This window comes from Clostridium acetobutylicum ATCC 824, from assembly GCF_000008765.1.
Lineage (GTDB): Bacteria > Bacillota > Clostridia > Clostridiales > Clostridiaceae > Clostridium_S > Clostridium_S acetobutylicum.
This window is the reverse complement of the sequence record NC_003030.1, coordinates 2,203,591-2,216,621: the sequence shown is the minus strand read 5'-3', so window position 1 is coordinate 2,216,621 and position 13,031 is coordinate 2,203,591. Positions and strand designations below refer to the sequence as shown.

General features: G+C 30.1%; 16 protein-coding genes. 15 read left to right on the top strand and 1 reads right to left on the bottom strand.

From position 1 onward, the window contains the following. Positions 1-6 precede the first annotated feature (6 nt). From ftsW to uraA, 15 genes are all read left to right on the top strand, one after another. Positions 7-1,122: a putative lipid II flippase FtsW gene (ftsW, locus tag CA_RS10950; RefSeq protein ID WP_010965425.1), complete on the top strand. Its 1,116-nt coding sequence runs from the start codon at positions 7-9 to the stop codon at positions 1,120-1,122. Between the two features lie 160 nt (positions 1,123-1,282). Continuing rightward, the gene (locus CA_RS10945) at positions 1,283-2,032 is read left to right on the top strand and encodes a cell division protein FtsQ/DivIB (RefSeq protein ID WP_010965424.1); all 750 of its coding nucleotides are present in this window, start codon (positions 1,283-1,285) and stop codon (positions 2,030-2,032) included. A 12-nt stretch (positions 2,033-2,044) separates the two neighbouring features. Then, positions 2,045-2,776 carry a DUF881 domain-containing protein gene (locus CA_RS10940; protein WP_010965423.1) on the top strand — a complete coding sequence of 244 codons (732 nt, stop codon included), beginning with the start codon at positions 2,045-2,047 and terminating at the stop codon, positions 2,774-2,776. Between the two features lie 12 nt (positions 2,777-2,788). Continuing rightward, on the top strand, positions 2,789-3,127 hold the full coding sequence (locus CA_RS10935) for a small basic family protein (RefSeq protein WP_010965422.1): 339 nt from the start codon (positions 2,789-2,791) through the stop codon (positions 3,125-3,127). A gap of 12 nt (positions 3,128-3,139) precedes the next feature. Then, positions 3,140-3,880: a DUF881 domain-containing protein gene (locus tag CA_RS10930; protein WP_010965421.1), complete on the top strand. Its 741-nt coding sequence runs from the start codon at positions 3,140-3,142 to the stop codon at positions 3,878-3,880. Positions 3,881-3,986: 106 nt separating this feature from the next. Further along, complete coding sequence (locus tag CA_RS10925) at positions 3,987-4,652, top strand: YggS family pyridoxal phosphate-dependent enzyme (protein WP_010965420.1); 666 nt, start codon at positions 3,987-3,989, stop codon at positions 4,650-4,652. 25 nt (positions 4,653-4,677) lie between these two features. Beyond that, entirely contained in the window at positions 4,678-5,151 is a 474-nt protein-coding gene (locus CA_RS10920) for a cell division protein SepF (protein ID WP_010965419.1), read from the top strand. Positions 5,152-5,169: 18 nt separating this feature from the next. Continuing rightward, positions 5,170-5,433, top strand: coding sequence for a YggT family protein (locus CA_RS10915; protein WP_010965418.1), 264 nt, complete (start codon positions 5,170-5,172; stop codon positions 5,431-5,433). Positions 5,434-5,477: 44 nt separating this feature from the next. Next, a complete protein-coding gene (locus CA_RS10910; RefSeq protein WP_010965417.1) occupies positions 5,478-6,095 on the top strand; it encodes a DivIVA domain-containing protein in 618 nt (205 codons plus the stop codon). 114 nt (positions 6,096-6,209) lie between these two features. After that, positions 6,210-6,902: a 5'-methylthioadenosine/adenosylhomocysteine nucleosidase gene (locus CA_RS10905; RefSeq protein ID WP_010965416.1), complete on the top strand. Its 693-nt coding sequence runs from the start codon at positions 6,210-6,212 to the stop codon at positions 6,900-6,902. A 92-nt stretch (positions 6,903-6,994) separates the two neighbouring features. Next, entirely contained in the window at positions 6,995-7,597 is a 603-nt protein-coding gene (locus CA_RS10900) for a yteA family sporulation protein (RefSeq protein ID WP_010965415.1), read from the top strand. Between the two features lie 95 nt (positions 7,598-7,692). Then, positions 7,693-8,157 carry a signal peptidase II gene (lspA, locus tag CA_RS10895; protein WP_010965414.1) on the top strand — a complete coding sequence of 155 codons (465 nt, stop codon included), beginning with the start codon at positions 7,693-7,695 and terminating at the stop codon, positions 8,155-8,157. Continuing rightward, positions 8,144-9,061 (top strand): RluA family pseudouridine synthase, encoded by a 918-nt coding sequence (locus tag CA_RS10890; RefSeq protein WP_010965413.1) that lies wholly within the window; start codon positions 8,144-8,146, stop codon positions 9,059-9,061. The genes lspA and CA_RS10890 overlap by 14 nt, the downstream gene beginning before the upstream one ends. Before the next feature lie 173 nt (positions 9,062-9,234). Continuing rightward, complete coding sequence (gene pyrR, locus CA_RS10885; RefSeq protein ID WP_010965412.1) at positions 9,235-9,771, top strand: bifunctional pyr operon transcriptional regulator/uracil phosphoribosyltransferase PyrR; 537 nt, start codon at positions 9,235-9,237, stop codon at positions 9,769-9,771. Positions 9,772-9,876: 105 nt separating this feature from the next. Then, the gene (gene uraA / locus CA_RS10880) at positions 9,877-11,169 is read left to right on the top strand and encodes a uracil permease (RefSeq protein WP_010965411.1); all 1,293 of its coding nucleotides are present in this window, start codon (positions 9,877-9,879) and stop codon (positions 11,167-11,169) included. 38 nt (positions 11,170-11,207) lie between these two features. Here uraA and CA_RS10875 read toward each other — a convergent pair whose 3' ends face one another. Then, entirely contained in the window at positions 11,208-12,920 is a 1,713-nt protein-coding gene (locus tag CA_RS10875; protein WP_010965410.1) for an Rqc2 family fibronectin-binding protein, read from the bottom strand. Between the last annotated feature and the right edge of the window lie 111 nt (positions 12,921-13,031).

Below are 13,031 nucleotides of genomic sequence, written 5' to 3'. Positions count from 1 at the left end.
TTATGTATGTCAAAACCAAAACTGCTTCAAAAGGTTGAAGTTGATTTTGTGCTTTTTGCAACTGTGCTTTTACTTGTGGCGATAGGAGTAATTATGATTTATAGCGCTAGTTCATACAGTGCGCTCAACAGTTCAATGTATAATTATGATGATATGTTCTTTTTGAAAAAGCAAGGTGTCTGGGCTATTGGGAGTATAATAATACTCTTAATAATAGAAAAAATAGACTATCATTTACTTAAGAAAGTAACATCAAAATTGGTTGTAGTTACCGTAATTCTCCTTCTAGTAGTTTTAGCTTTTCCACCTATAAATGGAGCATATAGATGGATAAGAATTGGACCTTTCGGAAATCTTCAACCATCTGAGATAGCAAAATATGTTATAGTTCTTGTACTTGCAAAGGCCATTGAGAAAAATGGTGATAAGATTAAAAAATTCATTCCTAATTTTGTAGCTTATCTTTTAATCGCAATGTTTTTTGCTGGACTTGTTTATATTGAAAAAAATCTTAGTATAGCAACTGTAATAATGGTAGTTAGTTTAATAGTAATGTTTGTCGGTGGAGCTAAATTAAGACATATAGTTTCTATATTTGTAGCAATGATACCTGCAGGATTATTTTTCATAACAGCAGAGAGCTATAGATATAAAAGATTTATGACATTTAGAAATCCTTGGAAGGATTCTCAAGGTGTTGGATATCAGCTTTGTCAATCTTTGTTGGCCCTAGGATCTGGAGGTTTAAAGGGACTTGGCTTTGGACAGTCAAGGCAAAAGTGTTATTATATACCTGAACCTTACAATGATTTTATATTCTCTATAATAGGAGAGGAATTAGGCCTTATAGGATGTATTTTCATTATAATATTATTTATTGTGTTAATACAAAGAGGAATTAAGATAGCTATGAATGCAAAAGATACATATGGTATGCTTTTGGCGGTTGGAATAACATCAGTAATAGCAGTACAGGCAATAATAAATATAGCAGTTGTAACGGGTTCTATGCCTGTAACAGGTGTACCACTTCCGTTTATAAGTTATGGAGGATCCTCACTGCTTTTTAATCTTATAGCTATGGGGATATTACTTAATATTTCATCTCAAGGAAATAAGTAATTATAGGGTTTCTTATGTGATGCTTAATTTTGAATTAGGTTAAGTTTTACTATAGAAACCCTATAATTTAATTACAAATGTAAATTCAAAGACAGTATAAATAATTTTTTCTTGAATTTAGTTTACAAAAACTTATATTATATTAGAAAAAGGTGAATATATGAAAGAGGAAAATGAGTACATAGTGAAAAGAAGAAAAAAAAGAAGAAGAAAAAGAATAACAATATTTTTATTTTTATTAATATGTATTCTTGTAACATTATGCTTAAAATTACCATATTTTAATATAAAATATATAAATGTAGAAGGAAATAAGATAATAAAATCTGATAATATAATAGAAAATTCTAAGCTTAAAAAAGGTAATAATATTTTTTATTTAAATTTAAATAAATATAAAGATAATATTATGCAGGATCCATATATCAAGAATGTTTCTATTAGGCAAAAATTGCCGAATACTATTGATATTATTGTAAAAGAAAGACAGGCGGTTTTTTATATAAACAGTGGAGAAAACTATTTTATTATTGATAAAAATGGTGTATTATTGGAAATAAGAAAGAACATATCAGGAATGAATTTAATAAAATTGGATGGGGTTACCTTGAAAAATGGAAAAATAGGAACTGAAATTCCTTGTGATTCAAGAAGGCTTGAATTAATTAATCAAATAACTAGTGTATCGATAAAAGATAATAATTTAAAAATTACGGATGTGGACATGTCTCATATTTTGAGCTTAAAGGTTTATTTTAAAAATATGTGTGTAGTTATTGGAACGCCTGACGATATTTATAATAAGCTGAATGAAGCAGTAAATGTAATAATTTCTCAAAAGCTAATTGATAAAAAAGGATATGTGGATGTAAGTTTCAAGGGAAATCCTGTATATTCATTGCAGCAGTAGGGAGGCGTTAGTATGAAAAAATTCGGTGCACAGATTGGAGTAGCCTTTGTATGTTGTATTTTAGGTTTTATGATAGCACATCAACTTAAAATTGTAAGTTTTCAAGACACAAAACAAAATACAGGTATGGAAAGTGCAGAAATATCAGAAGAATTGAATAAGCTTAGCAAAGAAAAGAGTGACTTGCAAAAAAAAGTAAATGAGCTTCAAAGTCAGGTAAAGGGATATCAAAATGCTGCAGCTAGTAGTGGTTCAATGAATAAACAGATAGTAAATGAATTAAACACAAGTAATATGCTAATTGGAAGTGTAGATGTTACAGGCCCAGGTATTATACTAGTGATAACTCCACAAAATATATCATCTTCTACCAATAATTCTACAGGTCAAAATAATGATGTAATAACTGGAGAAGATTTATTGTACCTAATTAATGAATTGAATTTTTCACAGGCGGAAGCTATATCTATAAATGATGTAAGGATTACTTCAATGACAGGAATAAGAAGTTCTAGTGGAGGTTCAGATATATTTGTAGGCGATGACAGAATATCTCCATATGAGAAGATAACAATTAAAGCTATAGGTGATAGTAAGCTCCTTTATTCTGCACTTTCTTATCCAGGTGTACTTTCAAGTGTACCATCAGGATACAAGGCTGATTATGATAAATATGGAAGTATTAAAATAGGTAAGACAAATAAAGTTATAAAATTTGATTATGCTAAGCCTATAAGTAAATAATGAGGTGATTTTGTGATTGCAATTTTTGGACTACTAATAGGTATAATAATAGGAGTGGTATGGAATGTTCCAATTCCTGATAAATTTTCACCATATATTTCAGTTGCAATTTTTGCCTGCTTAGATTCAGTTTTTGGTGCAGTAAGGGCTGGATTAGATAAGCAGTTTAAATCTGATATATTTATATCTGGATTCTTTGGAAATGCAGTACTAGCAGTTGCACTTGTATATTTAGGAGATAAATTGGGACTTCCAATATATCTAGCGGCTGTAATTGTATTTGGTACTAGAATTTTTAATAATTTCGCAGATATAAGGAGAAAACTCATAGAGATGGCTAAAAATCGCTAACGGGGTGTTTTTATGAAAAACAATGAGGCTTCAATTTTTATATTTATTGCTTCAGTTTTTTTAGGCGTCCTTATATCATCAAATATGAGTTTTGGAAATAAAGAAAAGAAGTTAGTTTATCTTAATTCAAAACAGTACGAGGACGCATATAGAAAAAAAAGTGTGCTTTTAAATGATATAAATAATATAAATGAACAATATTTTGATTTAAAAAATAGCATAAAGGATTATAATAAATCAAGCAAGGATTTTGAAAGTACCAAAAGACAAATGGAGGATGAGTTGATATTGAATAAAATGGAACTTGGTACACTTGATGTAGTAGGAGAAGGTGTTGAAATTACACTTGATGATAGTGGAAATCAAGTTTCAGCTAGTAGTGAAGATGCTAATTTTAGAGAAATAAGAACCATATATCAGGTTATCCATGATTTTGATATGAGAGCTGTAATTAATGACATAAAATGTTCAGGAGCAGAGGCTATATCTATAAATGGTCAGAGAATTGTAAGTAACACTGAAATATACTGTAATGCTGAGTTTCTACTTATAAATGGGGTTAAAATAAGTGCTCCGTTTAATATAAAGGCAATAGGAAATAAAAATAAGTTAAAAACTTATATGCTGGCAAGCGGAAATTATCTTCAGAGACTAAAAAGAAGAAGTATATATGTTAATCTAAAGACTGTTAACGATGTAAAAATTCCAGCTTTTAAGGGTGAGTTAAGGCATTCAAATATTAAATCAAAGTAACTATCAAAATTTTTCTTAAGAAAATTATTAAATTATATTAAAAATTTGTTAAGTGTGAAGGTTTTTTTGTTTTTATGGAGAATATATTATAAGGGAGACGATAAAATTGGGTATAACTTATAACCTGCAGAAGGTAAAAGAAAAAATTCCAAAGGAAGTTACTCTTGTAGCTGTATCTAAAACCAAACCCATTGAAGACATTAAAGAAGCTTATGAACAAGGTATTAGAGATTTTGGAGAAAATAAAGTTCAAGAGCTTATGAGTAAATATGATGAAATGAATAGCGATGTTAGGTGGCATCTTATAGGTCATCTTCAAGTTAATAAGGTTAAATACATAGTGGGAAAGGTTTTTTTAATACATTCTCTTGATAGTATAAAACTTTTAAAGGAAATAGAAAAACGTTATACCAATGAAGGTTTAAAAGCCGATGTTCTTATATATGTTAATATAGGAAGAGAGGAAAGTAAAACTGGAATTTTAGAAGAAAATTTAGAGGCTTTATTAGATGAATGCCAAAAATGTAATAGTGTAAATGTAAAGGGATTGATGGCAGTAATACCTGTAGGTGATGATAATAGCAATAGACATTACTTTAGAAAGATGAAAGCTATCTTTGATGATTTAAAACATAAGAATATAAAAAATGTTGATATGAAGTATTTGTCTATGGGTATGACTCATGATTATGAGATTGCTATAGCAGAAGGCGCTAATATTGTCAGGGTAGGAGAAGGTATATTCGGCAAAAGAGACTACAATAAAATATAGTATTTATTATTAGGAGGTTAAAAAAATGGCAAGTAAAGTTTTAAACAAAGTTATGGGAATAATAGGACTTAATGATGAGGATTTTGATGAGTATGAAGATGAAGTAATGGAAGAAAAAGCAATAGCAAGAGAAAATAGTTATGACTATGATGAAAAATTAAATGATAAAAATAGCAGCAATAGTAATAATAAAGTGGTAAATATACATACAGCTTCTTCTGTAAAGGTTGTTATTGTTAAACCTAAAGATTATGATGAGGCAACTCAAATTTGTGATGATTTAAAAAATAGAAAAATAGTTGTAGTTAATGTTACAGATTTAGAGCCTAAAACAGCACAAAGACTTCTTGATTTTATGGGAGGAGCAAGTTACGTATTAAATGGTGAGCTTTTAGAAATTGATAAAGGGGTCTATTTGTTATCACCTTCAAATGTTGATATATCAAGAGATCTTAAAAATGATTTAGCAAGTAAAAGCATTTTTAATTGGTCTAAATAATAATGGAGGATAAATAAAATGCCTATACTGGTTAGAGCTGTAACTAGCATATTTACAATCTTAAAATGGCTTATAATACTTGAGTGTATACTATCTTTTATACCAAGTGATTCATTATATGAGATAAGAGAACTTGTAGGTAGGATAACAGCACCACTTTTGATGCCTTTTAGGAGAATCCAAGAAAAAATTATACCAGGACTTATGATTGATTTTTCTCCTATTATTGCTTGGGCTTTACTCAGTTTAATTCAGACGGTTATTATTAGCTTTTTATTATAAAAAATTATTAAACAATAAGGAAATTAAGAAACTGAGGTGATACTATGGATGTTAGATTAACGCCAATGGATATAAATAATAAAGAGTTTAGGAGAACATTAAGAGGCTTTGATACTGAAGAAGTTGATCAATTTTTAGATCAGGTTTCAGAGAATTATGAGCAGCTTTATAAGGAAAATTCAGAGCTTAAGGAAAGAAACTCTATATTAAAAGAGAAGTTAGCACATTATGAGAAAATTGAAGACACAATTCAAAACACTTTGATTTTAGCTCAAAATGCTGCTGAACAAGCAAAGCAGTCTGCTAAGACGGAGAGTGACTTGATACTTAAGAATGCTAATGATACGGCTCAAAGAATAATTGATAAAGCAAATCAAGATGTAATAAAAATAAATGATGATTACGATAATGTTAAGCAGCAGTTTATGAGATTTAGAGCTAAATACAGAAATTTCATGAATTCTCAGCTTGATATGTTTAATTCTCTTGAAAATGATTTTGAAAGCAATTATAATGTGTCAACTACTGAAAGTATAAATGAAAAAGAGATTGAACCTGAAAGTGTAAAACCATCATCAGTAGAAGTAGAAAGTACATTTGATGATTCTGATAAAAGCTTTGCTGATGATTTAGAAGAGGTTAAAAAGTTCTTTGTTAAATAATTATTTGCATTTATGAATAATTTAAGTTTATATGGTAAACTTTATGCTTAAAATCTCACTTCTATGTGGGATTTTTTTGTGAATATATTTAAAATTTATAAGGAGGTCTCTATAATGACTATTGGAATTATTGGAGCAATGGATGAGGAATTAGAAATCCTTTTAAAGGAAATGGAACCACAAAGGCAGGAAAAAAAGGCTGAAATGATATTTAACTTGGGAAAATTAAGTGGAAAAAATGTAGTTATAGTAAGGTGTGGTATAGGCAAGGTCAATGCTGCTATATGTACTCAAATTTTAGCAGATGACTTTAATGTGGATTTTATAATAAATGTAGGTGTAGCAGGTGGAATTGGAAAAGATATTCTTCCAGGAGATATTGTAATAGCCAATAGTCTTGTTCAGCATGATATGGATACCACAGCTTTTGGTGACAGAGTAGGACAAATACCTAGGTTGGATACTTTTGATTTTAGATGCAGTAATAGATTAGTTGAACTTGCTAAAAAAGTGTGCGAGAGTTTTGATAAGCAAAAGGCTTATATAGGTAGAATAGCAACTGGTGATCAATTTGTTGCAGATATAGATAAAATTAAATGGCTCAGCAGTGAGTTTGATGCACTTGCATGTGAAATGGAAGGTGGAAGTATAGCTCATACTGCATATTTGAATAATATACCATTTGTTGTAATAAGATCTATATCAGATAATGCTAACAATGGTGCTCATATGGATTATGAGAAATTTTTGCCTATTGCTATAAAAAATTCTTCTACAATATTAAAGAATATGATAAGCTTGTTATAATATTTTATTATTTTCAAATAATAATCCTTATAGGGAAATTAAATTTCATAAACCCTATGTCTTCTATAGAGTATAATGGAGGAAGGATTATTATGGATAAGAAGAAGCTTGATTATTTTAAAAATAAACTTATGTTTGAAAGAAAGAGTTTAATGGAACTTATTGAGCAGATGAGAAAAAACGATACTATAGACTCTAAAATGGAAATAGCCTCAGAATTGTCTTATTATGACAATCATCCTTCTGATTTGGCATCTGAATTTAATGACATACAGAGAGGAATGGCGTTTAGAAAAAATGAAGAAGCACTTCTAAATAAAATAGGAAACGCTATAGATAAGGTAGAGCATGGAGGATATGGAATTTGTGAAGTTTGTGGTAAGCCAATAAGTGAAGAAAGACTGGAGTTTGTACCTTATGCTGAAAATTGCGTTGAGTGTCAAAACAAGCTAAATGATTCAATGCCAAGAGAGAAAAATGATAGGCCACCGGAAGAAGATGTACTTGGATATCCATTTTATGATGGAAATATAAGAAATGCATTTGATTTAGAAGATAGTTATGAAAAGGTTCAGGAATTTGACAAAATAGAGAAGTATGAAGAATTTGATGATGATGATAGTGAAGACTATGGGTATGTTGAATCTATAGAAAAAGTAAGCAATTCCCAATACAGAGATCAACTTCCTGACTGATTGATTTTAGAAAAATAAAGAGTGGCAGGTTTGAGAGGGGTTTATTAAAAACTTGCCACTCTTCAATGTATTTATTTTTGGACAGGAGGATTAGTGTGGAAATACTTGTAGTAGCAGTAGGTATTTTAGTTGATAGATTGACTAAAATTTGGGCTCTAGATAAATTAAAGAAGGTTCAAGATATTCCTATTATTAAGAACTTCTTTGATTTAACTTATGTTGAAAATAGGGGAGCAGCTTGGGGAATCTTTTCAGGAAAAACATTAGTACTTTCAGCAGTTACTTTACTTGTACTCTCAGCAATTATAGTTTATATGATAAAATACAGACCCAAAAGTAAATTGGCAAGAATATCTCTAAGCTTAGTAATATCAGGAGCTTTGGGAAACTTATATGATAGAGTTTTTTATAAATATGTGGTTGACTTGTTTTCACTTCATTACAAAGATATATATTACTATCCAGTTTTCAATGTTGCTGATATATGTGTTGTAGTTGGGACAATAATGATTGCAATTTTTATTGTATTAAAGGATGATAAAAAAGATGGAAAAGTATAATTTTATTATAGAAGAGGAATATGAAAATCAAAGAATAGATGTTTATTTGGCACAAGAATTCGAAAATATATCAAGGTCTCATATTCAAGATTTAATAGGAAAGAAAAAGGTCTTTGTAAATGGAAAAGCTGTAAAAAGTAATTATAAATTAAAATCTAGAGACAATGTTGAATTTGAAATTCCCGATAATGAAGAACTTAAAATAGAGGCAGAAAATATACCACTTGATATAGTCTATGAGGATAGAGATATAGTTGTGGTAAACAAGGCTCAAGGTATGGTAGTGCATCCGGCGCCTGGAAACTATAATGGTACCCTTGTTAATGCTTTACTTTATCATTGTAAGGATTTATCAGGAATAAATGGTGTATTGCGACCGGGAATTGTACATAGAATAGATAAAGATACTTCAGGTATACTTGTTGTAGCTAAAAATGATGCAGCCCATAAAAATCTTGCTAATCAACTCAAAGAACATTCTATGAATAGAGTTTATAGAGCAGTTGTTGAGGGAATCATAAAGGAAGATGAAGGAACCGTTGATAAACCTCTAGCTAGGCATCCGGTGGAAAGAGTAAAGATTGCAGTAGTAAAGGGAGGAAGGAATGCTGTTACTCATTATAAGGTACTTGAGAGATATAGAAACAGTACATTAATTGAATGTAAGCTTGAAACGGGGAGAACCCATCAAATAAGAGTGCATATGGCATATATTGGGCATGCTCTTGTAGGTGATCCTTTGTATGGATATAAAAAGCAAAGATTTAATTTAGAAGGGCAAATGCTTCACGCTCAAAAGCTAGGATTTATTCATCCTACAAAGGGAAAATATATGGAATTTGAAAGAGAAGCACCGTCTCATTTTCAAAAAATAATAACTATTTTAAGAAATGAATTGAAATAAATTTAAATTTGTGTTAACATATGTGGTAGTAAAATTTCCTTTAAAGTGATCCTGTGAGGTCTTAAGGTTTAATTAATTTGTTATAGAGATAAACCTGACCTTTTGGTTGGGCTTTTTTATTTGATTTAAAAGTTATAGATTGAATTGAAAAATTTTATACTGGAGGTGAGTGTATGAATTTAAAAGCAAAGATTTTAGATGATAAGGCTATGCAAAGGACTTTGACCAGAATAGCACATGAAATTATAGAAAAGAATAAAGGTATAGATGATATAGTACTAGTAGGAATAAAGAGAAGAGGAGTTCCAATAGCCGATAGAATAGCGGATATAATTGAAGAAATAGAAGGAAGTAAGGTTAAGCTAGGAAAAGTAGATATAACCTTATATAGAGACGATTTGTCTACGGTAAGTTCTCAACCAATAGTAAAAGATGAGGAAGTATATGAAGATGTAAAGGATAAGGTAGTAATACTTGTTGATGACGTTTTATATACAGGAAGAACATGCAGAGCAGCCATAGAAGCTATTATGCATAGAGGAAGACCAAAGATGATACAGCTTGCAGTTTTGATAGATAGGGGACATAGAGAACTTCCTATAAGGGCAGATTATGTTGGAAAAAATGTACCTACATCAAAAAGTGAATTGATATCGGTAAATGTTAAAGGAATAGATGAAGAGGATTCAGTAAACATTTATGAGTTGTAGTTTTTATTTAAACTTCAGTTAAGATATTTTGATTAACGTTTAACAAGAAAATTATATAGAGGTACTTTTAATATAGTCCAGAGAGGCTAAAAAGGAGGAATTATTTTGAAGAACTTTATAGACGTAGAAGAAAAATTACCAATAGGAAAAACAATACCGCTTAGTTTTCAACATTTATTTGCAATGGTAGGTGCAACTATTTTAGTACCAATTTTAACGCACATGAATCCTTCTATAGGGCTTTTCTGCAGCGGAGTTGGAACTATTTTGTACATTTTATGTACAAAAGCAAAACTCCCAGCTTACATAGGATCGTCTTTTGCATTTATAACACCAATGGTAACTGCTTCACAAAACTATGGACCAAATGCAATGCTTTCAGGTGTTATTTCAGCAGGTATAGTTTATATAATAGTATCAACAATTATAAGGTATACAGGAGTTAATTGGTTAAATAAGATACTGTCTCCTGTAGTAGTTGGATCTGTTGTAATAGTAATAGGACTTAGTTTGGCATCAAGTGCAATTGGTTGGGCAGGACTGGATCCACATCAAGCTATAACTTCAGGAGCATCAAGAACTTCTTGGATAGTAGTATCTATGGTTACACTTGCTGTAGGAGTTATAGGAAGCATGTATTTTAAAGGTTTTTTAGGAGTTATTCCAATACTTATTGCTATAATATGTGGATATGTGCTTGCGCTACTTTTAGGCGTTGTTCCAGATAAGACAATTCACACTATATTATCAGCTAAACTATTTGAAATTCCGCCATTTATGACACCTAAGTTTAATATAAATGCTATGATTATTATGGCACCTGTGTCATTTGTTACTATAGCTGAGCATATAGGGCATGTATATGTAACTAACAATGTTGTAGGAAGAGATTTTACAAAAGAACCTGGAATTCATAGATCAATGCTTGGAGATGGTGTAGCAACTATTTTTGCTGGTTTAGTAGGAGGTCCTCCAAATACAACTTATGGAGAAAACATAGGAGTTATGGCAATAACTAAGGTTTACAGCGTATGGGTAATAGGGATAGCGGCTGTAATTGCAATAATATTATCCTTTATAGGTCCTGTTGCATCAGTAATAGCAAATATGCCTAGACCTGTAATGGGTGGAGTTAGTATACTCCTATTTGGTATAATAGCATCTTCTGGTTATAGAATGTTTGTAGATGGAAAAATAGATTTTTCTCTTAAAAAGAATCTTATAGTAACATCTGTAATAATAGTTCTAGGGATAGGTGGAGCATCAATAAACTTTAAATTCAATGGTTCACCTGTGGTAATATCTGGAGTCGCTCTTGCAACCATCGTTGGAATAGTATTGAATCTTATTCTTCCAGAGAAAAGCTTATCGGAAAGACAAGAAGAAAAAACTGCATAAAAGAAAAACTGCGAAGCTAACAAAAGCTTCGCAGTTTTTTATGTAATTGGTTCTTTAGGATTTGTATAAATGGTTTTGTTGGTGTAGTAGATAACCATACCTGGCTTAGCACCAGAAGGTTTTCTAACATTTTTCACTTCTGTATAGTCTACTGCTACATTTGATGATTCTCTAGCTTTACTATAATATGCAGCTATACTAGCAGCTTCTATAAGAGTTGTTTCCGGTATATCACCAAAATTTTTCACTATAATATGAGAACCAGGTATATTTTTGGTATGAAACCATATATCTCTTTTATCTGCAAATTTTAAAGTTAAGTAATCATTTTGTTTATTATTTTTACCTATGTACATATCTATTCCATCCTTGGATTTAATGTGCATAGGCTTTGATATTTTATCCTTTTTCTTTTGTTTATTTTTCTTGGAGAATCTTATATACTCTGTATCTATAAGTTCTTGACGAATATCTTCAATATCACTGTAAGTATCGCTGTTTTCGATGTTTGTCAAAACAGACTGCAGATATTCTATTTCCTCATTGTTATTTTTAATTTGAATTTGTGCATTTTCCTCTGTCTTTTTAAGTTTGTTATATTTTTTAAAATAACGTTGAATATTTTCAGAAGGTGTCTTATTTTCATCTAATTTTATTGTAATGCTTTCATTGCCTTCAGAATAGTAGTTTAGTACAGTTGCAGTCTTATCTCCCTTTTTTATCGTATATATATTGGAGGTGAGAAGTTCTCCGTATATTTTGTAGGTATCCTTATTAGCACATTCATTTAACTCATCTTCATAAATTTCATTTTTCTTTCTGCATCTTTCAAGATTAGTATTTACTATTTTTTGAAGATCAGAAGATCTATTCTTTAATCTTTCGGCTTTGTCTTTCTCAAAATAAAACTCTTGAATAAGAAGAGAAGGTGTTGCATATGTTTTTTCACTAAAACCTTCTAAGTAATTTAATCTTAAACAGTAAAAGTCCTTAACATATCCATTAGTCAAGTATGATGCAAAATAGAAATCATTATTTTTTACTTTATCAAATATAGTTTTTAAGTAATCGAAAGCAGCTTCAAGCGAGTTAAGTTTTTCTACGTTAAAATATAGTTCTTTTGATAAAGTTGAGCTAACTCCGGTGAATGTTTTTGAAAACATGTTTGGATTTTTTGTAATGTCTTTTTCAGATATGTAGTCCTTTAAATCATTGTATTCAAAATTAAAGGGATTAAGCTTATCACTTTTTGGAGGAAGAACAAATTCACAACCGGGAAGAAGAGTCCTATATCTATTTACCTCTGGAGTTATATGCTTTATGCAATCCATTATTGTGTTATCGTGCTCTCTAACAAGAGATATGTTGCTATGACGACCCATTATCTCTATATATAATTTATATATACTGTTAAAACCCAATTCATCAGTAGTTTCAAAGTCTATTATGACTATTCTATCACTTTCAATTTGATCTATCTTTAATATTCTAGAATTTAAAAGATGTTTTCTTAGCACCATACAAAACATGGGTGCTTTTATTGGGTTTGTTTTTATTAAATCAGTAATATGTATCTTAGGATAAGTTGGATTTGCACTTATAAGTAATTTTATATTTGAATTTGAAGTAGTTCTTATAGTTAAATTTATTTCATCTTTTTCAGGCTGGTTTACCTTTGAGATTCTTCCGCCTAGTAATTTATCTTTAAGTTCATGTAATATGCTGTGTATATATATACCATCTAATGCCATGTAATATCAATTCCTTTCATTGAAAAGTAAGAGGTCAATTGTTTTTAGTATAACATTTATATAGAAAGTAGTTCAACTAAAAAAATTGGCTCTAAGAGTTTTGATTAGGTT